The following is a 22,601-nucleotide window of genomic DNA, read 5'->3' as shown; positions in this document are numbered from 1 at the left end:
TCCCTGTCGTCCTCCGCCCGGCTCGACCGGCCCGGTAGATTCCTGTTCCATGGCAGTCCGGCGTTTTTTCGCAGTCAGTGTCCTTACGACGATTCTCGGGGTCGCGGCTCTGCTCGGGTTCTCGACACCTGCGTCGGCAGATCCGCCGTCACGGCTGGCCGGGCAGATCACCGACACGGTCCAAGCGCTCGACGACGGTCAACTCGCCGACGTGCAAGCTGCGATCGACGACCTGTACAACTCGGATCGGGTGCGATTGTGGGTCGTCTATGTTGGCGACTTCGACAACACCGACCCGTCGGCATGGACACAGGCGACAGCACAGGCAAGCGGCCTCGGTGACCGTGACGTCCTGCTTGCCGTCGCGACGGTCGACCGCTCCTACGGCATGTGGGTTCCCACGGGGATGACTCAGATCACCGACGCAGAAATCACCGAGATGCAGACCGACAACATCGAACCTGCACTCCGCGAGGAGGACTGGGCAGGAGCCGCGATCGTGACGGCAGGTTCCCTCTCCGACGCCTACTCCTCCTCAGGGTCCGGCGGCTCCGCTACGCCGTGGCTCATCGGCGCGGGTGCGGTCGTCGTCGCGGGTGGGGGCGCCGTCGTCTACTCGTCTCGACGGAAGAAGAAGCACCAGCAGGCGAGCATCGAAGCGGCACACCAGATCGATCCGACCGACACAGCTGCACTCTCGGCGCTGCCGCTCGACATCCTCGATGCGCGCGCTCACTCCATGCTCGTCGAAACCGACAACGCAGTCCGGGCAAGCGAGGAAGAACTGTCGATTGCTCGCTCGGAGTTCGGCGACACGACGGCTGCTCCGTTCATCGCCGCGTTCGAGGAGGCGAAGAAGGCGCTCGGTGCCGCGTTCGAAGTCCGTCAGCGACTCGACGACGCGATCCCCGAGACTCCGGATCAGCGGCGTGCCATGCTGATTCAGATCATCTCGTCGTGCGGGCGTGCCGACCACGAACTCGACTCACGCGTCACCGAGTTCGACGAGATGCGCGATCTGCTGATCAACGCCGGCTCGACGCTCGATTCGTTGACGCAGGCAGTCGTCGAACTCACCGTTCGGGTTCCCGAGTCGGACAAGGTACTGGCTCAGTTGCACACCGAGTTCGCCGAACCCGCACTTGCGTCGATCTCGTCGAACATCGTGATGGCCCGCGAAGACATCGAACTGGCTGAGCGGAACATCGAACTGGGCCGTGCCGCAGCCGCCAAACCTGCTGGGCAGCAGGGTGACCTCGTCGCGGCAGTCCGGACCGCGGAGAAGGCCGTCGACCAGGCTCGTTCGTTGCTCGACGGAGTCGACCACGCGCAGAACGACATTCGCAATGCGATCGCAACGTTGCCTGCAGCGATCGAGGATGTCCGACGCGACATCGCCAACGCAACCACGTTGGCTCAGCACGGCGGACCGGAACTGCAGACCGCCCGCGCCGCAGCCGAAAAGGCGCTGCGCGTCGCCGAAGCGTCCCAGGCCAGCGATCCGCTCGGAAGCTTCAACCAACTCGTGGAAGCGGACCGGCACCTCGATGCAGTGATCGACGATGCCACCGAAGCGAAGACTCAGGAGGACCTGCTGCGCGCTCGGCTGCAACGAGACCTCGGTGGAGCGCAGTCGCAAATCACCGCCGCGAAGGACTACATCTCGACACGACGCGGAGGCGTCAGTGCTGCCCCGCGGACCCACCTCGCCGAGGCGGAACGGCATTTCGACGCCGCGCGCAGGCTCGAAGCATCGGACCCGGCGAAGGCGCTCCAACATGCCCAAGCCGCAGCACAATTGGCGGCACGTGCGTCGCAGACCGCGCAGGCCGACGTCCGCGACTGGGAAGACAGCCGGCGACCACGCGGAGGATCCGGCGGAAGTACCGCAGGTGCCGTGCTCGGCGGCATCCTCATCGACAGCGTGTTGCGAGGCAGCCGAGGTGGCGGCGGCTTCGGTGGTGGATTCGGGGGCGGAAGCTTCGGAGGTGGAGGCTTCGGCGGAGGTGGTGGAGGCGGCGGCGGTCGCACGAGCGGCGGCCGGTTCTAGGTCGGCCGGCTTCCATCCCTGGTTCCACCCCACCCCGGATAGAACGAATGGCGCCCTCGGTCACTCAGAGTGACCGAGGGCGCCATTCGGTTATACAGAGGTAGGTGTCACGCACCCAGCAGGCGCGCTCCCAGGTAAGCCTGAACCTGATCCAGCGCGACGCGTTCCTGCGCCATCGTGTCGCGCTCGCGGATCGTCACGGCCTGGTCGTCGAGGGTGTCGAAGTCGACCGTGATGCAGAACGGCGTACCGATTTCGTCCTGACGACGGTAGCGACGGCCGATGGCACCGGCGTCGTCGAACTCGACGTTCCAGAACTGACGCAGCTGCTGAGCGAGGTCCTTCGCCTTCGGCGTCAGGTCCGCGTTACGCGAGAGCGGCAGCACGGCGACCTTGACCGGCGCGAGGCGACGGTCGAGCTTGAGCACGACGCGCTTGTCGACGCCACCCTTGGCATTGGGAGCTTCGTCCTCGGTGTACGCGTCGACGAGGAATGCCATCAACGAACGCGTCAGACCGGCCGCCGGCTCGATGACGTACGGCGTGTAGCGAGTGTCGGTGGCCTGCTCGTAGAAGCTCAGATCCTGGCCCGACGCCTTCGAGTGCACCGACAGGTCGTAGTCGGTGCGGTTGGCGATGCCCTCGAGCTCGCCCCACTCGCTGCCCTGGAACTTGAAGCGGTACTCGATGTCGACCGTGCGCTTGGAGTAGTGCGACAGCTTTTCCTGCGCGTGCTCGTACAGACGCAGGTTCTCCGGATCGATGCCGAGGTCGGTGTACCACTTCATGCGGTAGTCGATCCAGTACTGATGCCACTCGTCGTCCTCGCCGGGCTTGACGAAGAACTCCATCTCCATCTGCTCGAACTCACGCGTGCGGAAGATGAAGTTGCCGGGGGTGATCTCGTTGCGGAAGCTCTTGCCGATCTGACCGATGCCGAACGGCGGCTTCTTGCGCGACGTGGTCAACACATTCGCGAAGTTGACGAAGATGCCCTGAGCGGTCTCGGGCCGCAGGTAGTGCAAGCCTTCTTCGTTGTCGACCGGTCCGAGGAACGTCTTGAGCAGACCCGAGAACGCGCGAGGCTCGGTCCACTGGCCCGGATCGCCCGTTTCGGGGTCACGGATGTCGGCGAGGCCGTTCTCCGGCGGGTGTCCGTGCTTCTCCTCGTACGCCTCGATGAGGTGATCGGCGCGGTAGCGCTTGTGCGTGATGAGCGATTCGACCAACGGATCGGAGAAGGTCTCGACGTGGCCGGAGGCCTCCCACACCTGGCGGGGCAGGATGACCGACGAGTCGAGCCCGACGGTGTCCTCACGGCTGGTGACCATGTTGCGCCACCACTGCTTCTTGATGTTGTCCTTGAGCTCGACGCCGAGAGGGCCGTAGTCCCACGCCGACTTGGTACCGCCGTAGATTTCGCCGCACGGGTAGACGAGTCCTCGCCGCTTGGCGAGGTTGGCGACGGTTTCGACTTTGGACTTGGGTGCCACTGGCGGAGCTCTCCATCTTGTGTCTTGCGAGAGGGACTTTGTACAGGCTCAGAGCCTATCGGTCGTGACCGGTTTCTCCGAACGCTCCCCATCTCGTTTGACATGCATACTCGTGCATATCAAAATGGAAGTGATTTGCATTAACACTCGCTGGACTAGTCTGAAGCGACTATCCCGGACACGTTCGAAGGAGATTTCCGTTGGCAATGCTGGAAACAGACCCTTCGCCGCTGGGTGACGACGGTCGCACGGACGACGCTCTGGCTACACATACGCACGACCCGTTCGTGTCGGCACCTCCCGCACCCGTTCCGCCGAAGGACACCCTCGTCGCAGCCGGTGACATTCTGCGCGCCCTGGCCGCACCGGTGCGCATCGCGATCGTCCTTCAGCTCCGCGAGTCCGAGCGATGCGTACACGAACTCGTCGGCGCCCTCGGTGTCACACAGCCGTTGATCAGCCAGCACCTTCGTGTGCTCAAATCCGCCGGTGTGGTCCGCGGAGAACGCAACGGACGTGAGGTGCTCTACCGTCTCGTCGACGACCACCTCGCACACATCGTCGTCGACGCCGTTGCCCACGCAGAAGAAGGCTGATATTCGTGACCGAGTCCCCCATGCCGCGCAAACCCGTTGCCGTCGGAGTACGCGCGACCAAGCAGCGGAGTGCGATCTCCGATCTTCTCGACAACATCGAGGAATTCCGGTCGGCTCAGGATCTGCACGACGAGCTGCGCAAGCGCGGTGAGGGAATCGGTCTGACCACCGTCTATCGCACGTTGCAGACCCTCGCCGACGCAGGCACCGTCGACGTGTTGCGCACCGACACCGGCGAATCCGTCTACCGCCGCTGCTCGTCCGGTCACCACCACCACCTGGTGTGCCGCCACTGCGGGTACACCGTCGAAGTCGAGGGCCCGACCGTCGAGAAGTGGTCTCAGAACGTCGCGGAGAGCAACGGATTCAGCGACGTCAGCCACACCGTCGAGATCTTCGGTACGTGCAGCGAGTGTCGGGGTAAATAACCTCCATGTGCACGGAAATACATAGCCCGCTATGTATTTCCGTGCACATGGGATTCACGGCAGCAGACCCTCACGCGCTTTCTCCACTCCCCCGAGCACGAGGACGAGCATCGTCATGAGAGCCTCGTCGTCCAGACCGCTTGCCGGAAACGTGTAGCGCAGCAACACATCTGCCGACTTCTCGTGCACGTTCACCGAGATCGATCCGAATTGCGAGTCCGCATTACGGTCGGCGACCTTCTTGTGCAACGCGGCTTTCAGCGGGCGATCCCACGCAAGGACGGCCGTCAGGGACAGCACTTCCAGCCCGGGCGACAAAGCCACCGAACGCAACGAGCACAGCGCGCCCGCGTAATCGAAGCCCAGCGAACCTTCCTCGCCGCGGGTCACGGCCGCGAACTGCGTCAGTGCGAGCTCGGCCCTCGACTGCAGCGACAAAGGCTCACTCATACTTCACTCCCCCGAATCGGCGGTCCCTGGATGCATATTCGACGCATGCTTCCCACAGGTCGCGGCGATCGAAGTCCGGGAACAATTTCTTCTGGAACACGAACTCGGCATAGGCCGACTGCCAGATCAAGAAATTCGACGTCCGCTGCTCACCCGACGGGCGAAGGAAGAGGTCGACGTCGGGCATGTCGGACTCGTCGAGATACTTGGCGACGGTTGCCTCGGTGATCTTCTCCGGATCCAGCCGTCCCGCAGCGACTTCACGCGCGATTTCCTTTGTGGCATCGGCGATCTCGGCGCGGCCACCGTAGTTGACGCACATCGTCAGCGTCATGACGGTGTTCTTCTTCGTCAGCTCCTCGGCGACCTCGAGTTCCTTGATGACGCTGCGCCACAGGCGTGGTCGACGACCAGCCCACCGCACGCGCACGCCCATCTCGTTCATCTCGTCGCGTCGGCGCCGGATCACGTCGCGGTTGAAGCCCATCAGGAACTTCACCTCGTCGGGGCTGCGCTTCCAGTTCTCCGTCGAGAACGCGTACGCCGACAGCCACTTCACTCCGATGTCGATGCACCCGCAGACGGTGTCCATGAGTACTGCTTCGCCGCGTTCGTGGCCGGCGGTGCGCGGCATGCCTCGCTCCTGCGCCCAGCGACCGTTGCCGTCCATGACGAGCGCGACGTGCTTCGGAATCAACTCGGGCTGCAGGATCGGAGGCTTCGCTCCCGACGGGTGTGGATCCGGGGGACGTATCGCCCGTTCGCCGTCAGGCTGAGTGCGCGGCTCGCGTCGAAGAATCACGGTCTTCATCCTGCCCGACGGCCGACACGCGAGCCGAATCAGGCTCGCCGTGATGAGGGGCCGACCGCTCGATGAGCGGCAACGTCCGCAGTTGCCGTTCCAGATGCCACTGCAGGTGGGCTGCGACGAGGCCGCTGGCCTGGCTGCGCACGGACGTCGTCGTCGCCTGCGTGTAGTCCCATTCACCACGCTCGAGCGCGACCATCAGGTCGAGGACGCCGGTCATCGGAGTGGCCGACCCCGGAGGTCTGCAGTGCACGCACACCGATCCACCTGCAGCGACGTGGAACGCGCGGTGCGGCCCAGGGGCGGCGCAGCGTGCGCATTCGGTCAACGACGGCGCCCAGCCGGCGAAGCCCATCGCACGCAGCAGGAACGCGTCGAGAATCAGCTCCGGTGGGCGGGTGCGGTCGGCGAGCGCCCGCAGAGCGCCCACCGTCAACTGATGCAAACGCTTGGCTGGTGCATGTTCCTCACCAGCGAGGCGCTCGGCCGTCTCGAGCACGGCACAGCCGGTCGTGTAACAGCCGTAATCGCTGACTATGTTACCGCCGAACGCGTTGACCGTGTGCACCTGGGTCACGATGTCGAGGTTGCGGCCCGGATGCAGCAGGACGTCGACATGCGCGAACGGCTCCAGGCGCGCGCCGAACTTCGACTTCGTGCGACGAACCCCCTTGGCGACGGCCCGGACGATGCCGTTGTCGCGCGTCAGGAGCGTGACGATGCGGTCGGCCTCGCCCAGCTTGTGCTGACGCAGCACGACCGCGTTGTCCCGATAGAGCCTCACGCCCTCCATTGTCCCACGCTCTCGCATGTGTCGACGCATCTGCGCGGCGTGTGGCAGTTACCTAAGACCCCTCCGCAGCGCGGAGTCGGCGACCTACGCTCGAACGGTACGGATCAAGTGCCGCCGTATTCACCGTTCTGTGAGCGAGAAGTGGGGTCTCGCGCATGATCACGAGATTCAGAGTCGATCGAGACAGCCGCCAGTGCTCACCGACCGCAAGGAAAGAGTGAGTTCATGACAGACCGATCGGCCGCACAGCGCGGCTCTCTCCCCATTCCGGATCGACAGCACCTGGGCCTGGTGACGTACGACGCGAAAGATCCTGACACGTCGTTTCCACCGATCGAACCGTTGCTCCCGCCTCCAGGGGCACCGAACGTACTGATCGTCCTGCTGGACGATGTGGGCTACGGCGCGAGTAGCGCCTTCGGCGGGCCGGCCAACACCCCGACCGCAGAACTGCTTCAGCGAAACGGGCTGACTTACAGTCGTTTTCACACCACCGCACTGTGCGCGCCGACCAGAGCAGCTCTGCTCAGTGGCCGAAACCACCACTCCGTCGGAATGGGCATGATCACCGAGACGGCGACGTCGGCACCGGGTTCCTGTGGTGTGCGGCCCAATTCGAAAGCAACACTACCGATGACGTTGAAGCTCAACGGATATTCGACAGCCCAGTTCGGTAAATGTCACGAGGTCCCGCCGTGGCAGACATCCCCGGTCGGACCGTTCGACGCCTGGCCCTCGGGTGGCGGCGGATTCGAACAGTTCTACGGGTTCATCGGCGGCGAGAACAATCAGTACTACCCCGCGCTCTACGAGGGGTTCGCCCCTGTGGAACCGGACCGTTCTCCCGAGCAGGGCTACCACCTCACCGAGGATCTCGCCGACCACGCCATCGACTGGGTCCGCACTCAGAAGGCACTCGCGCCCGACAAGCCGTTCTTCCTGTATTTCGCACCGGGCGCGACCCACGCCCCGCATCACGTGCCGCGCGAATGGTCGAACAAGTATGCAGGCCGATTCGCCGACGGCTGGGACGCCCAACGAGAGAAGACGCTGGAGCAGCAGAAGCGCCGTGGCGTCGTTCCGGCCGATGCAGCGTTGACCCCACGCCCCGACGTGATCCCTGCCGGGGACGAGATGAGCGATGTTCTCAAGCCTGTCCTCGAACGGCAGATGGAGGTGTATGCGGGATTCCTCGAACACACCGATTACCACGTCGGCAGGCTCGTCGATGCGATCGAGGAGGTCGGAGCACTCGAGAACACCCTGGTGTACTACATCATCGGCGACAACGGAGCCTCGGCCGAGGGCACGGTGAACGGCGCATTCAACGAAATGGCGAACTTCAACGGACTCGCCGCGATCGAAACCCCCGAATTCATGGCGGAGGTCAAGGACGAACTGGGCACACCGGATGCCTACAACCACTACTCGGTCGGATGGGCGTGGGCGATGTGTGCGCCGTTCCAATGGACCAAGCAGGTCGCCTCGCACTGGGGCGGAACCCGGAACGGGACCATCGTGCACTGGCCGGCGGGAATCACAGCCTCGGGCGAGAACCGTACACAATTCACGCATGTCATCGACGTCGCGCCGACGGTGCTCGCCGCGGCAGGCCTCCCCGAGCCGACATATGTGAACGGCGTACAGCAGTCTCCCTTCGAGGGCACGAGCATGCTCTACAGCTTCGACGACGCGAATGCCGAAGAGCGACACGACCTCCAGTACTTCGAGATGGCGGGCAACCGCGGCATCTACTTCAAAGGCTGGAGTGCCGTCACCCAGCACAGCACCCCATGGCTCCCGAATGAAGTCCCACCTGCGCTCGACGACGACGTATGGGAGCTCTACGACGGCCGGAACGATTGGACGCAGGCACACGATCTCGCGTCGGAGATGCCCGAGAAACTCGCTGCGCTGCAACGATTGTGGTTGATCGAAGCAGTGAAGTACAACGTGCTGCCCATCGACGACCGGCGCTTCGAACGACTCAACGCCACGATCGCCGGTCGGCCGCAATTGGTCTCGGGCGATACTCAAGTGCTGTTCCCCGGCATGAAGCGGCTGAGCGAGAACAGCGTCCTCGACATCAAGAACAGATCGTTCTCCGTGACCGCTTCGATCGAGATTCCCGCTGAACACACCACGGAGGGCGTCATCATCGCGCAAGGCGGGCGATTCGGCGGATGGGCACTGCACGCGAAGAAGGGGCGAGCCGTCTTCGTCTACAACCTCCTCGGCATGCAGGAGTTCGTGACCGAGGCGACCGACGACATCCCCGAAGGGCGCCATCAAATTCGAGCCGAATTCGCCTACGACGGAGGCGGTCTCGCGAAGGGCGGCGACGTCAGTCTCTTCTACGATGGACACGTGGTGGGTGTAGGACGAGTCGACCAGACACAGCCGATGATCTTCTCGGCCGAAGAAACGACGGATATCGGCGACGATTACGGCATGCCGGTCAGCGCGCACTACAGCGAGACGACCAAGTTCAACGGCCGTATCGACGTCGTCCGAATTCACGCCGGGAACGACGACCATTCGCATCTGATCGACCCCGCCGAAGTCGCGAGAGTGGCCGTGTCACGGCAGTGAATGCCCGCCACACACGGAGCTGAGCAGGCCGACCGCGCCTTCGATACCTGCGCGGAGGGTATCCCCATCCGTCGCCGCGAGGCGTACAGCGACTCCCACGTCGTCGGGCAAGGTCGTCGCCGCCGCGTACACCCCGGGCAGATCGCCCACTGGAACGTCGACGGCTCCTGCACCCAGCAGATACACCGTCGCGAACGCCCGCAAACCGGACTTCGGGAACGGCAGCGACGACGCATGCTGCGCGTCGAACGCCCGCACTCTGCCTCCCGTCGTCACGGTGACGCTCGACCGGAAGCTGCCGAACGTCTCGGCAGTCACGCCGGGATGTACGACGACCGCATCCGTCAGAAGCACTGTCCCCGTTCCGTTCAGGCCGACGCGTGTGTCCTGCCGAGCATGCGCATACGGCGTCAGAATCCGGGGCTCGGGACGGAACGCGAGATGTGCTTGGTGGTCGACACGTAGTTCGGTATCTTCGACACCCGCTCGACCGCCAGGTGTACCGGTGACGAGCATCGCCCCCTGGCCGACGACGTCGATGCGGGCACCCGTCGACGCCGACACCCGCTGCTCGACTCGATCCCCTGGATGCAGGGATGCACCCGAGTTCTGCACGATCACGCGGCCGCGGCCGGCGTCTCCAGGGTCGGTGTAGAACACCCGGCCGACCGTCTGCGGCCACCGGTAGCGTCGCCTATCGAAGACCGTGCGCGTGCCGATCGTGGTGAACGACAGGTCCAGCGCCTCGCTCACACGAACAGGACTTCGCGGTCGAAGACGTCGACGACGTCTCCGATGCCGACACCTGTTCGCGCGTTGGTGCACACGATGGGCCGTCCACCACGCACGTCGTCGGCTTGCTTCAGCATCAGTTCGAGGTCGGCTCCGACGTACTGTGCGAGGTCGATCTTGTTGACCACCAACAAATCACACCGTACGACGCCAGGGCCGCGCTTGCGCGGAATGTCGTCTCCCCCGGCGACGTCGATGACGAACACCCAGTAGTCGACGAGATCGCGCGAGAACGTCGACGCAAGGTTGTCACCACCGCTCTCGAGCAGCAGAACCTCGGTGTCGGGGAACTCGGCTTCGAGCTGATCGGCCATCGCGATGTTGAGCGACGGGTCTTCTCGAATCACGGTGTGCGGACATCCCCCGGCCTCGACGGCTCGGACACGTGCGGGATCGATCAGCCCCGAGCGCCGCACCCGTTCGGCGTCCTCCTCGGTGACGAGGTCGTTGGTGATGACCGACACCGCTCGATTCCGGCGTGCGAACTCGGCAATCAACTGCTCGACCAGTGCGGTCTTTCCGGAACCGACGGGGCCGCCGATGCCGATTCGTGCTGCGCGCAGTGAGTTCATCGAAGCATGTACCTCCGTGAGAAGGGAACCGTCGTCGCCGGTTCGCCGGTGAGAAGCTGGCCGTCGGCGCGCACGTCGAATGTGCGTGGATCGACATCGATGTGGGGAAGTGCCGTGTTGCGCACCATGTCACCCTTGCGCAGGTGTCGTACGGAGTCGATCGTCACGACGTTCTTCCGAAGGCCGAGAGCCTCCGGTAGTCCCGCGTCGGTCGCCAACGATGACATGAACACGAACCCGAGCTCTTCCGGCGCAGACCCCAATGATCCCCAATTGGCACGCTGCACAACCGGTTCCGACCGCGAGATGCTCCCTGCGGCGTCACCGAGAGCAGCCCACGCGACGAACCCGTTCTTCATCACGAAGTTCGGCTTCACACCGAAGAACGCAGGTGCCCACAGGACGAGATCCGCGATCTTCCCTACCTCGACGGATCCGAGGTGACGGCCCGCTCCGATCGAAATCGCCGGATTCACCGTCAGTTTCGCGATGTAGCGCTTGACCCGTTCGTTGTCCGAGCCTGCCGTGGTCTCCTCCGGCAGTCGCCCGACACGTTGCTTCATGATGTCGGCCAACTGCCAGCAGTTCGCGGTGTTCTCGGCGACCCTGCCCATTCCCTGTGTGTCGCTTCCGAATATGGAGATCGCGCCCATGTCGTGCAGGAAGTCCTCGGCGATCATCGTCTGCGGCCGAATGCGAGCCTCTGCGAACGCGACGTCCTCCGGCGCGTTCCAGTTCATGTTGTGGGCTTCCATCGTCATCGGCACACCTTCGTCGAGCGCATAGGCGGTGTACGGATTCGTCGGATTGGTCGATGCCGGAATGACGTTGTCGTATCCGACGCACCGGATCAGGTCGGGCGCATGCCCTCCGCCTGCGCCTTCGACGTGATACATGTGAATGGTCCGGTCTCCGATGGTCGACATCGTCGTCTCGGCGAACCCGAATTCGTTGATCGAGTCGGTGTGCAAGTGGACAGCGAAGTCCGCCGAATCGGCCGCCCGTAGAGTCGCGTCGATCACGGCAGGCGATGCGCCGAAGTCCTCGTGGATCTTGACTGCGCCTGCGCCTGCAGCCACCGATTCGAGCACGGCATCGGCGTCGGACGATCCACGCCCGAACGCGACGAAGTTCATCGCCGAACCCTCACCGCCACGAAGAAACAGTCCGAGATTGCGGGTGCTGCCCGACCCGACTTCGAACGCCGGACCAGGTGAGCCCCCGATCAACGTGGTGGTGCCGGTCGACAGCGCATGCTCGGACTGCTGCGGCGAAATCAGGTGCGCATGGGTCTCGATCGTCCCCGCGGTGACGATGAGTCCTTCGGACGGGATGGGCGTCGTCATGTGCCCCACGGTCATACCCGGCGTCACGTCGGGCATGACGTCGGGATTACCTGCCTTGCCGATGCCGACGATGATTCCGTCACGAATTCCGATGTCCGCTTTGATGATTCCGGTGACCGCATCGACGATCGTCGCATTGGTGAACACATAGTCCAACGCGCCGGTCGACGACGTCGAATTCGGCCGGTAGCCTTCACCGTCGCGCACGTTCTTGCCTGCGCCTGCCAGCAATTCGTACCCAGGTGTCGTGAGATCGTGCTCGATCTCGACGAAGAGATTCGAATCTGCCAGTCGGACACGGTCTCCCGTCGTCGGACCGAACATACGGATGTACGACGCGCGGTCGATGCGAATCACTGCACTTCACTTTCGTCGAGCGAACCGTCTACCAGACCCCGAAACCCATGTACGACGCGATCTCCGGCCATCGGTACGAGGCGGACGATCACGGGAATCCCCGGTTCGAAGCGAACTCCTGCGCCCGCGGCTACTTCGAGCTTGTGACCCCACGCCGCACGGCGGTCGAATTCGAGCGCTGTGTTGGACTCGAAGAAGTGTGTTTGGCTACGCACCTGCACGTCCCGATCTCCTGTGTTGACGACGCGCACCTCGATGGAGTCGAGCCCGCCGAACAGCTCCACCGGCGCATCCGCCGCAACGATTTCTCCTGGAACGATCTCGTCGGCGCTGCCTGCGATCGGGTCGACGACGGTCACGAGCTTGGTGCCCTCCGCGAACGGCGCGTCGACCAGCAGGATCGACAGCATGTACGGCACACCGTCCATGACCTGATCCCTGGTGAGTAGGTGGCATGCGTGGTCGATCACCTTCTCGAAGGTCATGTCCTTTCTCGCGGCGAGCAGGATCTCGTCGGTGAGGTAGGCGACGGCTTCCGGATGGCTGAGTCGCACGCCTTCGGCCAGGTTGCGCCGAGCGATCTGCGCCGCGGTGAAGACCGTCAGACGCTCCATCTCGGTTGGGGTGAGATACACCGATGTCTCCTTCTTCGAAGCATTTCAACTGGCGAACAACCGAATACCGTCGACCCGGCGTTGCGCGGCGATGTCGGCGAATACTGAGAACGACGACGGGTATCGGTCGACACTCGCCGCAAGCGTCGCGGTCAATACAGGTTCGGCGGATGCCAGAACTCGTTGCGCTCCAACGTGTCCCGTCACACCGAGCCGCAAAGCAGCACTGGCGATCCCGGACAACACCTGCCACCCACTGATTGCCTCTGCCGCAGTGACGCTCAGACCCTGCCCGCGAAAGCAGATCGCCTGTGCAACCGGAAGATGCCCTGGCGCTTCTCCTTTCAGGACGAGTCCTCGATAGGCGACCGCGTCGGGGCTCTCGAGCGCTGCGAACGTGGACAGAAGCGCCGCGCCCGATCTGCGCGACGCATCGCGGAGGGTCGACATCGCAGTCGACGCCTCCGCCAGTTCGTCTGCTCCACGAGCATCGGACCAGGCACGTCGAAGCAGTACACGATCCTGGGTGTGCCACCGACTCGTGACGGCCTCCTCGGCGAACTCCCGCACATCGCATTCGTCGACGACGAAACCATCACGCACAGCGCCCTCCAGACCGGACGAGAACGCGAATCCGCCCGACGGAAAGGCGCTGTCCGCCAACCGCAGTACGGTGACGAGATCGTCCGTCACTCGGACAGCTGCTCGACGCCACCCGACGACATCAGATCCGCGATGCGCGCCCGATAGTCGGACTCGGGCCCTTCCAGCGTGACCGTCATCGTCTCGGCGTCCATCGTCGCCTTCCAATGCAGATGTCCGGCAAGGAATCCCAACTGCATCGCCGACGCGGTGTCGATCGCTCGCAGGCACAGCTGCTGCGGTCGGCCTGCGCGGACGACGACGGCGCGGCCTGTGTTCAGCACCAGAACGGCGCCGTCGACCAATCTCTTGTTCCGTGGGAGCGCGATGGCGTAGTCGTTTCCGGCGTCGGACGTCACTCGCAGGCGACTACGATCGAGGTCGCCGGAATCGAGGTGCACGTACTCGACGCGATGGTCGTGGCGCAGTTCGTGCAGAGCGACCGCCACATCGGACTCGAGTTCGTGCCCCACGATCTCCTCGATCACGACGACCGAGGAGACCGCGGCGCGTGCTGCCGTCATACCGGTACTGCCGCCGTTGCCACCGGCGCGATACGCCCGACGATGTCCGTCGCTTGCTCCAACGCAAATCCGACCTGCAGAATCTCCGCCTCGTGGAACGGCTTGCCGATGATCTGGACTCCGATGGGTAGTCCGGTCGCAGAGAAGGCAGCGGGTACCTGCAGAGCCGGAAGTCCGGTCACGTTGGCGGGAGCCGACATTCGCGAGTACGCACTCGTCGCGCCCTCGACGACGCCGTCGTCCCAGCGGAAGTAGGGATCTTCACGCAGCGCAGCGACGCCGGGGACCGTCGGCGCGAGAAGCACGTCGATGCTGCTGTACATGTCGCGCCACGCCTCTTGAATCCTGGTGCGAAGGCGGATGGAGTTGATGTAGTCGGTCGCGAGAACGACCTCTCCGGCCTCGACGAGCGTGCGGACTTCCTCGGTGAACCTCTCCGGCGAACGGCGCAGCGCATCCATGTGATAAGCGCTCGCTTCGGCGGTGAGGATGCCCCACTCGACGGGCAGGATGTATTCGGCGAGAGGGATTTCCACCTCCACCAGTTCCGCGCCCAAGCCCTGCAGTACCTCAGCGGCGCGTCGCGCAACGTCCTGGGTCTCCTGCTCGACGTGGTAGTTGTAGAAGTTGGTCGGAATACCGATGCGCTTACCCGCCACTCCGCCGTCGATTCCGGTGACGAAGTCGGGGGTTGGCAGATTCACCGACGCAGGGTCGCGACGGTCGTATCCGGACATCGCAGCCATGACGAGACCGGCATCGATCACGTTGCGGGTCAACGGTCCCACATGGTCGAGTGACCAGGACAACGATGCGACGCCTGCGCGGGACGCCCGTCCGAACGTCGGCTTGAGCCCGACTGTTCCACACAGTCCCGCGGGGATGCGGATCGATCCACCTGTGTCGCTGCCGAGCGCGACGTGCACGATTCCGGCTCCAACGGCGGCACCCGATCCGCCGGACGAACCGCCGGGTGTGCGGGTGGGGTCCCACGGGTTTCCCGATGTCGGAGTCGTTGCGCCGTAGGCGAATTCGTGGGTGTGCGTCTTGCCGATCATGACCATGCCCGCCTCGGACAGCTTGGCCACGGACGCGGAGTCGGACGTCGGGACGTTTTCCGCACGCTGCGCTGAACTCGACGTGGTGAGAATGCCCGCGGTGTCGTAGAGGTCCTTGACGCCGAGCGGGATTCCGTGCAGCAGGCCCTTGTAGTGTCCGGCAGCGATGTCCGCCTCGGCCACCGCGGCCTGGGCGAGCGCATGCTCGCCTGTCACGGTGACGAACGACGTGATCGCCGGTTCGACCTCGGCGAGGCGATCGAGCGAGGACTGCGCGACCTCGACGGGCGAGACTTCCTTCGACTTGATCTTCTCGGCGACGTCGGACAGCGAGAGTTCGTAGATTTCCATGTGCGGGCCTTCCGATTCGGTGTGGTGTCTATTCCCAGGACGCGTTGAATGCAGCGGCGGGGACCGTCTCGCCGATTCCGCGAATGCTCGCCTTACGGATGAGAGCGAGAGTGGAACTGTAGGTGTCGAATTCGGATTCGAGGCGCTCGGCGCTCACGGGCAGCCCAGCATACTCGAACACCGTGGCGAGTTGTTCCTTCGTCGGCTGGAAGTCGTTGTCCGTCATAATAATTCTCCTGTTTTGACTGTTGCGGTGGTCGGTACTGCGGCGGCGAAATCGGTGCGCGCCTCGAATGCCTGCCCGACTGCGAATGCCAGGGCTTCCTGGAACGGCGGCGTCATGATCTGCAGGCCTACGGGCAGTCCTGCGTCGTCGAAACCACACGGGACGGACAAGGCAGGCATTCCGGTGACGTTGGCAGGAACCGTCAATGCGTTGAGCGAGTTCAACACGTCGATTTCGCTGTCTCCCAGAGCGGATCGAGTAGATCCGAGAACGGGTGCGGTTCCTGCGATCGTCGGCGAGAGCAACGCGTCGACGCCGGCGAAGACGCTGTGCATGCCCGCGGTGACGACGGATCGTGCACGCTGCGCATCGACATAGGCGACGCCCGTGTGCAGATGACCCGCACGCAACGCGTCGACGACGTCTGGGCCGAACAGATCCGGGCGCGAGTTCGCACGATTCTGATGGAACGACGCGGCCTCGACGCTGGCGATCACGCCGACGATATCGGGTGACAGTTCGACGCCGGGGAAGGTCACAGGAACGATCGTCGCCCCCGCGCGTTCCAACTCCCGGACCGCGTTCTCGAACGCAGACGCTACACCCGGCTCCAGCCGATCGCAGAAGTACTTCTCGCTCACACCCAGACGAAGCCCAGCGACTCCCCTGCCCAACAGTTCGGAGAAGTCCGGCACCGCGACGCGAACGCTGTACGGATCCTGTGCGTCGTGGCCCGCGAGCACGCCGAGGGCCGCAGCCGCGTCGGCGACGGTCGTCGTCAACGGCCCGGCGTGATCGAGCGTCCAACTGAGCACCGTCACACCGCGTTTGCTGACGCGACCGTACGTCGCCTTCATGCCCGTGACGCCACACAGCGCAGCTGGGATACGGATGGATCCACCGGTGTCGGTTCCCATCGCGATCGGTGCCAGCCGAGCTCCCACGGCGGCACCCGAACCACCGCTCGACCCTCCGGGAACCCGATCCAGGCCCCACGGATTCTTTGTCGGCGGCGTCGTGACGCCGTACGCATACTCGTGTGTCGTCGTCTTTCCGACCAGGATCGCCCCCGCATCCCTCAGCGCGGACACTGTCGTCGCATCGGCGGTCGCCGGAGCGTCGGACGAGGCGAGCGAACCCGACCGAGTCGGGTGCCCCGCCGTGTCGTACAAATCCTTGACCGCGAACGGCACACCGCGCAGAGGGCCACCGGGTATGCCGGATCGCACGGCCTCCCGTTGGATCGCTGCGTCCGCCCGTGCTTCCTCGGCCGCCACCAGAACGAACGATTCGAGAGCAGGGTCGACGGCAGCGATCCGCTCGAGGTATGCGTCGACCACATCGACCGGATCGAGTTCGCCGGACTCCACGCCGCGATTGATGGCGAGTGCTGTCGCCTGCGTGGGATCGATCATCGCGCGTCTCCTGCCGTGTCGAGAATCAAGGGAAGTGGGTCGCCCGGTGAGAGAGCCGCAGCAAGACGCATCGCCGACGCGAGGGAGGCTTCCGCCGTCGCGGACACATCGGCGACGATCGCCTCCGGGACTCCGTGTGCGCGCAAAGATTCGGCAGCCCAACCGTATTCGCTCATGATGCCACCGCCGTCGGTTCGAGGACTGCGTCGACGAGTGAGCGCGTGATCGCTGTCTTCGGCGTGGTGAGCAGCTCGTCGACGGACCCGGATTCGACGAGCCTTCCGTGGTCGAGGACTCCTGCCTGGTCGCACATGTGCTCGACCAGCGCGAGGTTGTGGGTGATCAACAGCATCGTCAGATCTCGTTCCTGTTGAAGGTCTTTGAGCAGGTTCAGGATCTGCGCTTGGACCGAGACGTCGAGGGCCGCGGTCGGTTCGTCGAGGACGAGGAAGTCCGGATCGGTGATCAATGCCCGAGCGATACCGAGGCGCTGACGTTGGCCACCGGAGAACTCGTGAATGTAGCGGTCGTAGTGCGCTGCTTCCATCCCGACGCGGCTGAGCACGTCCAGGACACGGAGCCGGGTCTCGCCTTTCGACGCCATCCGGAACCGTTCGAGAGCGAACCCGATCTGCGCGCCCACACTGCGGCGCGGGTTGAACGCAGACCCGGAATCCTGGAACACGATCTGCATGCGTTTGCGGTAGCGGCGCATGTCGAGTTCGGTCATCGTGGTGATGTCGTTGCCCTCGAAGTGAACCGAACCCGACGTCGCCTTCTCCAGTGCGAGCACCATCCGGCCCGTGGTGGTCTTCCCCGACCCGGACTCACCTATGAGACCGTAGGTTTCGCCCTTGGCGATGTCGAAACTGATCGAGTCGACGGCAACGAAATCGGTGGCCCCCTTCTTCTCACCTCGCACCTTGTACACCTTGCGTAGCTCACGCACGGCGACGAGCGGCACTGCGAAATCCGGTGAGGTCATATCAGTGTCCTTCCTGGGCCGAGACGAGCTGCTTGAATTCGAAGAGTCGCCGGCTTCGTCGTGGGATGGCGCGTGCAGAGTCGTCGAGATGCAGTTTCGGTACCGCGTTCATCAACCCCTGCGTGTACGGATGCTGCGGGCGTTCGAGCACGTCGCTCGTCGAGCCCGATTCCATGACCTCGCCGTGCCGCATCACCGTCACCTGCGAGCACAGGTGCGCGACGACACCGAAGTCGTGGGTCACGATCAGGATCGCCGTTCCCAGTTCACGATTGATGTCGAGAAGAAGATCGAGGATCTGCTTCTGCACCGTCGCATCGAGCGCGGTGGTGGGCTCGTCGGCGAGAAGCAGTTCCGGGCGGCACGCCAACGCGATCGCGATGACGACGCGCTGACGCTGACCACCACTGAGCTCGTGCGGATAGGCCTTCATCCGACGAGCCGCATCCGGCAACGCCACCAGCTCGAGCGATTCGAGCGCCTTCTTCCGCGCAGTCTCCTTGTCGACCTTCTGGTGCAGCCGAATGACCTCGATCAACTGCGAGCCGATCGTGAACGACGGATCCAATGCCGACAACGCGTTCTGCGACACCAACCCGATGTGACTCCCGCGGATACCGCGCATCTCCTTCTCCGACTTGTCGAGCAGATTCTCACCGCGGAACATGATCTTCCCGCCCTCGATGCGGGCGCGCTCGGAGCCCAGCAAGCCGAGGACACTGAGCGAGGTGACGCTCTTCCCGGAGCCGGATTCACCGACCAGACCGCGAATCTCCCCAGGCTGCACAGTGATCGACACATTCTTCACCGCGTGCACGACGCCGCCGTCGGTGTGGAAGTCGACCCGCAAATTCTGAACGTCGAGCAGTGGTGTGGTCATCGTGTCTGCTTTCTGGGATCGAGAGCGTCGCGGATTCCGTCGCCGACGAGGTTGAACGCGAGGGCGACGAACAGAATGACGAGTCCGGGGATGGTCGCGATGTGATAGATGCCTTCGAGCAGCACGCTCGAGCCGTCGGAGGTCATGATGCCCCAGTCCGGTGTCGGAGGTACCACGCCGACACCGAGGAAACTCAGACCGGCGGCGACGACGATCATCAACCCGCACAACGTCGTTGCGTAGACGATCAACTGTGCGATGACGTTCGGTGCGAGCTCACGGAACATCAGGTGCCCAGGATGTGCACCGTAGGCGCGGGCGGCTTCGATGTATTCCTTGCTCGCCTCTTGCACGGTCGCGGTGTACGCCACGCGCGCCATGTACGGAATCAGTGTGACACCGATCGAGAGCATGACATTGCCCAGACCCGCGCCGAGTACCGCGGACAGCGCGATGGCGAGCAACACGAGCGGGAACGCGAACAGCACATCCAGCACACGCATCAGCACCTCGCCCGCGCGGCTGCGTTTGTAGCCGGCGAACAGCCCGATCAGCAATGCCAGCGGGAAGACCACGAGTACCGGAATCACCGCGACGAGAAGCGAATTGCGGCCACCGTAGAGCAAGCGCGACAAGATGTCGCGGCCCTGTCCGTCGAGACCGAGGATGTGTCCCTCGGTGCCGATACCGGCGAGCCGGTTCACCGGATCGCCTGCGATCGGACTGTAGGAGGTCAGCAGCGGCGCGAAGATCGCCGCCAACGCCACCAGAATCAGAAAGATCGCCGAGACCAGCGCTACCTTGTCGCGGCAGAAGGTCCGCAGTCCCAACTTCCACTGGGAGACCGACGCTTTCGGGGCGGCTGCCCCCTGCACAACTGCTGCGGGAGTTCGTAGATCGATATCGACTGCGGCGTTCATGCGTTCACCGTCTTTCGAGTGCGCGGATCGAGGAGTCCGACGGCGATGTCGGCGATGAGGTTGACGACGACGAACGCCAGTGCGATGAACAGCACGCCCGCCTGCACGACCGGAATGTCGCGTTGAGTGATCGAGGTGTAGAGCTGCTGCCCGAGCCCCGGCCAGCCGAACACGACCTCGACGAACACGACGCCGCCGAGCAGGTAGCCGACCTGCAGGCCAATCACGTTCACGATCGGCGGCAACGCATTACGCAGACCGTGGCGCCACAGAATGGACTGCTCGGACAATCCCGACGCCCGAAGCGTGCGGATGTAGTCCTGCTGCAACACATCGACCATGACGCTGCGGGTCATCCGGGCGATCACCGCAAGCGGAACCAACGCCGCCGCGACCGCAGGCAACGCCAGGTGGGTGAGCATGTCCCCGAGCCCGCCCGGATGACGGCTGTTGTACATCCCCGACGTCGGGAACACTCCCAGGTTGATCGAGAAGAAGCCGATCAACACCAGACCGAACCAGTACACCGGCACACTCGCACCCGCAAGCGAGGCGAACATCGCGAACCGGTCGAACAGTCCGTTCTGCTTGCGAGCCGCGGCGATACCGAGGGGCACACCGATGACGACGCACAGCACCAGGGCTGCGACGGTCAGGATGATCGTGTTCCAGAACCGGGGCATCATGATCTCGGTGACCGGCTTGTTCACCGTCAACGAGCGCCCCAGATCACCCTGGAGCAGACCACCCATGTAGTCGAAGTACTGCACCGGCAGCGAACTGTCCAAGCCGAGCTCGGCACGCACCGCCGCCACCGACTCCTGCGTCGCACCCGACCCGAGGATCGTCAACGCCGGGTCACCCGGAACCAATTGCAGCAGAAGGAAAACGATGAGACTGACACCGAGAAGAACCGCGACGGTGGACAGCAATCGTGAACGAAGAGTTCCGGTCATTGCTCGAGCCTCACTTCTTTCAGGTCGTACCACTCCTCGCTCGCCGAGACGAACCCGGAGACGTACGGAGCGAGCACATAGGGGGCCTTGTCGTTGACGACCGGCGCCAACGCCGCGTCCTCGGTGACGATGTCGTTCGCCTGCCGCCAGTAATCGTTCGCGACGTCCTCGTCGGTGGCCTGAATCGCGTTGTCCATCACCGCATCCAGTTCAGGGCTCGAGTAGTAGCCGACGTTGACACCGTTCGGCGCCTGCAACTTCGACGACGTCACGATGTAGAGCCAGTACGGGGTCGTCATACCCCAGGACATCTGAGCCATCCCGGTTCCGGGCTTCATGCCCTGCGCCCACGTACCGAGATACGAAATCCATTCCTGCGTATCGATGTTCATCGTGATGCCGATCTCGGCCAGATTCTGCTGAAGGTACTCGGCCATCTGTGTCGGGATGATCTGACCCGAACCGTCGACCGAGGTCATCAGCGTCGTGGTGAATCCGTCCTGCAACCCGACGGACGCAAGAAGCTCCTTCGCCCTGTCGATGTCGCGAGTGTAGGCATCGGTGCGTTCGACGTAAGCACCGTTGGCCGGAGCCTGTACGCCATAGGCCGGATTCACCGTGCCGCGGAGCAGATCCGTCGCCATCCCCTCGCGGTTGATGGCGAGGTTGATGGCCTGACGGACCTCCTTGATCGCCATGTTCGGGTCCTGCATGTTGAACGAGAGGTACCACACGTGCGGCGGAGTGCCCTCCGACAACTGGTAGCCCTCGTCGACGAGATTGTCGACGCTGTCCGGACTCGGCACGGCAATCATGTCGACGTCACCGCTGCGCAGTGCCGCGACGCGGGCCGACGCGTCGGGAAGCGGACGGAAGACGACGCCTTGGATGGACGGTTCGGTGCCCCAGTAGTTGTCGTTGCGCTTCAGACTGATGCGCTCGCCGCGGATCCGCTCGTCGAACACGAACGGGCCGGTCCCGACCGGATGATCGGCGATGTCAGCGCCGTAGGTCTCGATGGCAGTCGGACTCATGATCGCCGTCGATCCGTTGCCGCCCTGCGCAAGCATGCGGAGGAACGGTGAGAACGGCGTCTTCTGCTTCACGACGAGCGTGAATTCGTCGGTGGTCTCGATGGATTCGGTGTTGAGCCAGATGAAGTTCGTCTGACCGGCGGCTTTGGCTGAATACTGCGGAGCTTCCTTGTCCCACATGCGACGGAAGTTGTATTCGACTGCGGCGGCGTCGAGCGGGGTGCCGTCGTGGAACTGCACGCCTTGCCGGATGTGGAAGGTGTAGGTCAGTCCGTCAGGCGAGACGTCCCAGGACTCGGCGAGGCCGGGTTCCAACGCGGGCACAGGAGCTTCACTGGACGGTGTGCGCAAGTCCTCGGTCACGAGAGGTTCGAAGATCTGCTGATTGATGCGCCACGTCACCCAACCGCCCGCGACCTGCGGATCGAGCACATCCGCCTCGGACTCGATGGCGATGACGAAGGTGTTGTCGGTGACGACGGCATCGGCGGTACTGCACGCGGTGAGCGATGACATCGTCAGCACAGCTGCAACGGCGAGGCCGGCCAGCGTGCGACCGGGCTTCACGCGTGGCACCCGTGAGGAGCGTTGTTCATAGAAGTGATTCCTTCGATCTACGGGTGTGAAGGAGAGCGAATCGCCTCCGTTGAGCCGAACGGTGCACCGTCGAACCGAGCGGGATGTTCACAACCGTAGAGAAGCAAACGCTGGGAGAGAAT

23 protein-coding genes are annotated in these 22,601 nt (G+C 63.9%); 4 read left to right on the top strand and 19 right to left on the bottom strand.

The features are described 5' to 3' along the window. The first annotated feature begins 49 nt into the window (after window positions 1-49). Entirely contained in the window at window positions 50-2,050 is a 2,001-nt protein-coding gene (locus tag CHB96_RS11315) for a TPM domain-containing protein (RefSeq protein WP_089246072.1), read from the top strand. A gap of 107 nt (window positions 2,051-2,157) precedes the next feature. Here CHB96_RS11315 and CHB96_RS11310 read toward each other — a convergent pair whose 3' ends face one another. Beyond that, a complete protein-coding gene (locus CHB96_RS11310; protein WP_089246070.1) occupies window positions 2,158-3,543 on the bottom strand; it encodes a glycine--tRNA ligase in 1,386 nt (461 codons plus the stop codon). A gap of 206 nt (window positions 3,544-3,749) precedes the next feature. Between CHB96_RS11310 and CHB96_RS11305 the strand changes: the two genes are divergently transcribed. Further along, a complete protein-coding gene (locus CHB96_RS11305; RefSeq protein WP_245865469.1) occupies window positions 3,750-4,139 on the top strand; it encodes an ArsR/SmtB family transcription factor in 390 nt (129 codons plus the stop codon). A gap of 20 nt (window positions 4,140-4,159) precedes the next feature. Then, window positions 4,160-4,567: a Fur family transcriptional regulator gene (locus CHB96_RS11300; RefSeq protein ID WP_176444254.1), complete on the top strand. Its 408-nt coding sequence runs from the start codon at window positions 4,160-4,162 to the stop codon at window positions 4,565-4,567. Window positions 4,568-4,621: 54 nt separating this feature from the next. On the opposite strand, the gene CHB96_RS11295 is transcribed toward CHB96_RS11300, so the two are convergent. The 3 genes from CHB96_RS11295 to recO are packed head-to-tail and all read right to left on the bottom strand — an operon-like array spanning window position 4,622 to window position 6,609. Then, window positions 4,622-5,017 carry a hypothetical protein gene (locus CHB96_RS11295; RefSeq protein WP_089246066.1) on the bottom strand — a complete coding sequence of 132 codons (396 nt, stop codon included), beginning with the start codon at window positions 5,015-5,017 and terminating at the stop codon, window positions 4,622-4,624. Then, on the bottom strand, window positions 5,010-5,828 hold the full coding sequence (locus tag CHB96_RS11290; RefSeq protein WP_089246064.1) for an isoprenyl transferase: 819 nt from the start codon (window positions 5,826-5,828) through the stop codon (window positions 5,010-5,012). Before CHB96_RS11290 ends, CHB96_RS11295 begins: the two co-directional genes overlap by 8 nt. Beyond that, window positions 5,785-6,609, bottom strand: a complete 825-nt coding sequence (gene recO, locus CHB96_RS11285; RefSeq protein WP_089246205.1) for a DNA repair protein RecO — start codon at window positions 6,607-6,609, stop codon at window positions 5,785-5,787. The genes CHB96_RS11290 and recO overlap by 44 nt, the downstream gene beginning before the upstream one ends. Window positions 6,610-6,843: 234 nt before the next feature. Here recO and CHB96_RS11280 point away from each other — a divergent pair, with 234 nt between their 5' ends. Beyond that, on the top strand, window positions 6,844-9,210 hold the full coding sequence (locus CHB96_RS11280) for an arylsulfatase (RefSeq protein WP_089246062.1): 2,367 nt from the start codon (window positions 6,844-6,846) through the stop codon (window positions 9,208-9,210). On the opposite strand, the gene CHB96_RS11275 is transcribed toward CHB96_RS11280, so the two are convergent. The 15 genes from CHB96_RS11275 to CHB96_RS11205 are packed head-to-tail and all read right to left on the bottom strand — an operon-like array spanning window position 9,199 to window position 22,458. Beyond that, on the bottom strand, window positions 9,199-9,963 hold the full coding sequence (locus CHB96_RS11275) for an urease accessory protein UreD (protein WP_176444245.1): 765 nt from the start codon (window positions 9,961-9,963) through the stop codon (window positions 9,199-9,201). The two genes, CHB96_RS11280 and CHB96_RS11275, sit on opposite strands and share 12 nt — an antisense overlap. Continuing rightward, a complete protein-coding gene (ureG, locus tag CHB96_RS11270; protein WP_089246058.1) occupies window positions 9,960-10,574 on the bottom strand; it encodes an urease accessory protein UreG in 615 nt (204 codons plus the stop codon). The genes CHB96_RS11275 and ureG overlap by 4 nt, the downstream gene beginning before the upstream one ends. Then, window positions 10,571-12,277: an urease subunit alpha gene (gene ureC / locus CHB96_RS11265; RefSeq protein ID WP_089246056.1), complete on the bottom strand. Its 1,707-nt coding sequence runs from the start codon at window positions 12,275-12,277 to the stop codon at window positions 10,571-10,573. The genes ureG and ureC overlap by 4 nt, the downstream gene beginning before the upstream one ends. Beyond that, window positions 12,274-12,912: an urease subunit beta gene (gene ureB, locus CHB96_RS11260; protein WP_089246054.1), complete on the bottom strand. Its 639-nt coding sequence runs from the start codon at window positions 12,910-12,912 to the stop codon at window positions 12,274-12,276. The genes ureC and ureB overlap by 4 nt, the downstream gene beginning before the upstream one ends. A gap of 24 nt (window positions 12,913-12,936) precedes the next feature. Continuing rightward, window positions 12,937-13,584, bottom strand: coding sequence for an urease accessory protein UreF (locus CHB96_RS11255; RefSeq protein ID WP_089246052.1), 648 nt, complete (start codon window positions 13,582-13,584; stop codon window positions 12,937-12,939). Further along, window positions 13,581-14,057: an urease accessory protein UreE gene (locus tag CHB96_RS11250; RefSeq protein WP_089246050.1), complete on the bottom strand. Its 477-nt coding sequence runs from the start codon at window positions 14,055-14,057 to the stop codon at window positions 13,581-13,583. The genes CHB96_RS11255 and CHB96_RS11250 overlap by 4 nt, the downstream gene beginning before the upstream one ends. Further along, window positions 14,054-15,466, bottom strand: coding sequence for an amidase (locus tag CHB96_RS11245; RefSeq protein WP_089246048.1), 1,413 nt, complete (start codon window positions 15,464-15,466; stop codon window positions 14,054-14,056). Before CHB96_RS11245 ends, CHB96_RS11250 begins: the two co-directional genes overlap by 4 nt. A gap of 28 nt (window positions 15,467-15,494) precedes the next feature. After that, window positions 15,495-15,692: a hypothetical protein gene (locus CHB96_RS11240; protein WP_089246046.1), complete on the bottom strand. Its 198-nt coding sequence runs from the start codon at window positions 15,690-15,692 to the stop codon at window positions 15,495-15,497. Next, window positions 15,689-17,107, bottom strand: coding sequence for an amidase (locus CHB96_RS11235; RefSeq protein ID WP_089246044.1), 1,419 nt, complete (start codon window positions 17,105-17,107; stop codon window positions 15,689-15,691). The genes CHB96_RS11240 and CHB96_RS11235 overlap by 4 nt, the downstream gene beginning before the upstream one ends. Continuing rightward, on the bottom strand, window positions 17,104-17,283 hold the full coding sequence (locus CHB96_RS11230) for a hypothetical protein (RefSeq protein WP_089246042.1): 180 nt from the start codon (window positions 17,281-17,283) through the stop codon (window positions 17,104-17,106). The genes CHB96_RS11235 and CHB96_RS11230 overlap by 4 nt, the downstream gene beginning before the upstream one ends. Then, window positions 17,280-18,092 carry an ATP-binding cassette domain-containing protein gene (locus CHB96_RS11225; RefSeq protein ID WP_089246040.1) on the bottom strand — a complete coding sequence of 271 codons (813 nt, stop codon included), beginning with the start codon at window positions 18,090-18,092 and terminating at the stop codon, window positions 17,280-17,282. The genes CHB96_RS11230 and CHB96_RS11225 overlap by 4 nt, the downstream gene beginning before the upstream one ends. Window position 18,093: 1 nt before the next feature. Beyond that, window positions 18,094-18,972 carry an ABC transporter ATP-binding protein gene (locus CHB96_RS11220; protein ID WP_089246038.1) on the bottom strand — a complete coding sequence of 293 codons (879 nt, stop codon included), beginning with the start codon at window positions 18,970-18,972 and terminating at the stop codon, window positions 18,094-18,096. Continuing rightward, window positions 18,969-19,892, bottom strand: coding sequence for an ABC transporter permease (locus CHB96_RS11215; protein ID WP_089246036.1), 924 nt, complete (start codon window positions 19,890-19,892; stop codon window positions 18,969-18,971). The genes CHB96_RS11220 and CHB96_RS11215 overlap by 4 nt, the downstream gene beginning before the upstream one ends. Continuing rightward, on the bottom strand, window positions 19,889-20,848 hold the full coding sequence (locus CHB96_RS11210) for an ABC transporter permease (RefSeq protein WP_089246034.1): 960 nt from the start codon (window positions 20,846-20,848) through the stop codon (window positions 19,889-19,891). The genes CHB96_RS11215 and CHB96_RS11210 overlap by 4 nt, the downstream gene beginning before the upstream one ends. Next, window positions 20,845-22,458 carry an ABC transporter substrate-binding protein gene (locus CHB96_RS11205; RefSeq protein WP_245865467.1) on the bottom strand — a complete coding sequence of 538 codons (1,614 nt, stop codon included), beginning with the start codon at window positions 22,456-22,458 and terminating at the stop codon, window positions 20,845-20,847. The genes CHB96_RS11210 and CHB96_RS11205 overlap by 4 nt, the downstream gene beginning before the upstream one ends. Between the last annotated feature and the right edge of the window lie 143 nt (window positions 22,459-22,601).

Origin of the sequence: Rhodococcoides kyotonense (genome assembly GCF_900188125.1) — a bacterium.
In the GTDB taxonomy this organism is placed as follows: Bacteria; Actinomycetota; Actinomycetes; order Mycobacteriales; family Mycobacteriaceae; genus Rhodococcoides; species Rhodococcoides kyotonense.
This window is presented reverse-complemented; position numbering and strand designations above follow the sequence as displayed.

Coding starts and splice junctions, on each gene's coding strand:
- CHB96_RS11280 (WP_089246062.1), top strand. CDS start 6,844: ATGACAGACCGATCGGCCGCACAGCGCGGCTCTCTCCCCATTCCGGAT.
- ureG (WP_089246058.1), bottom strand. CDS start 10,574: ATGAACTCACTGCGCGCAGCACGAATCGGCATCGGCGGCCCCGTCGGT.
- CHB96_RS11300 (WP_176444254.1), top strand. CDS start 4,160: ATGCCGCGCAAACCCGTTGCCGTCGGAGTACGCGCGACCAAGCAGCGG.
- CHB96_RS11235 (WP_089246044.1), bottom strand. CDS start 17,107: ATGATCGATCCCACGCAGGCGACAGCACTCGCCATCAATCGCGGCGTG.
- CHB96_RS11240 (WP_089246046.1), bottom strand. CDS start 15,692: ATGACGGACAACGACTTCCAGCCGACGAAGGAACAACTCGCCACGGTG.
- CHB96_RS11295 (WP_089246066.1), bottom strand. CDS start 5,017: ATGAGTGAGCCTTTGTCGCTGCAGTCGAGGGCCGAGCTCGCACTGACG.
- CHB96_RS11210 (WP_089246034.1), bottom strand. CDS start 20,848: ATGACCGGAACTCTTCGTTCACGATTGCTGTCCACCGTCGCGGTTCTT.
- CHB96_RS11305 (WP_245865469.1), top strand. CDS start 3,750: ATGCTGGAAACAGACCCTTCGCCGCTGGGTGACGACGGTCGCACGGAC.
- CHB96_RS11290 (WP_089246064.1), bottom strand. CDS start 5,828: ATGAAGACCGTGATTCTTCGACGCGAGCCGCGCACTCAGCCTGACGGC.
- CHB96_RS11220 (WP_089246038.1), bottom strand. CDS start 18,972: ATGACCACACCACTGCTCGACGTTCAGAATTTGCGGGTCGACTTCCAC.
- CHB96_RS11225 (WP_089246040.1), bottom strand. CDS start 18,092: ATGACCTCACCGGATTTCGCAGTGCCGCTCGTCGCCGTGCGTGAGCTA.
- CHB96_RS11230 (WP_089246042.1), bottom strand. CDS start 17,283: ATGAGCGAATACGGTTGGGCTGCCGAATCTTTGCGCGCACACGGAGTC.
- CHB96_RS11315 (WP_089246072.1), top strand. CDS start 50: ATGGCAGTCCGGCGTTTTTTCGCAGTCAGTGTCCTTACGACGATTCTC.
- CHB96_RS11215 (WP_089246036.1), bottom strand. CDS start 19,892: ATGAACGCCGCAGTCGATATCGATCTACGAACTCCCGCAGCAGTTGTG.
- CHB96_RS11250 (WP_089246050.1), bottom strand. CDS start 14,057: ATGACGGCAGCACGCGCCGCGGTCTCCTCGGTCGTCGTGATCGAGGAG.
- CHB96_RS11245 (WP_089246048.1), bottom strand. CDS start 15,466: ATGGAAATCTACGAACTCTCGCTGTCCGACGTCGCCGAGAAGATCAAG.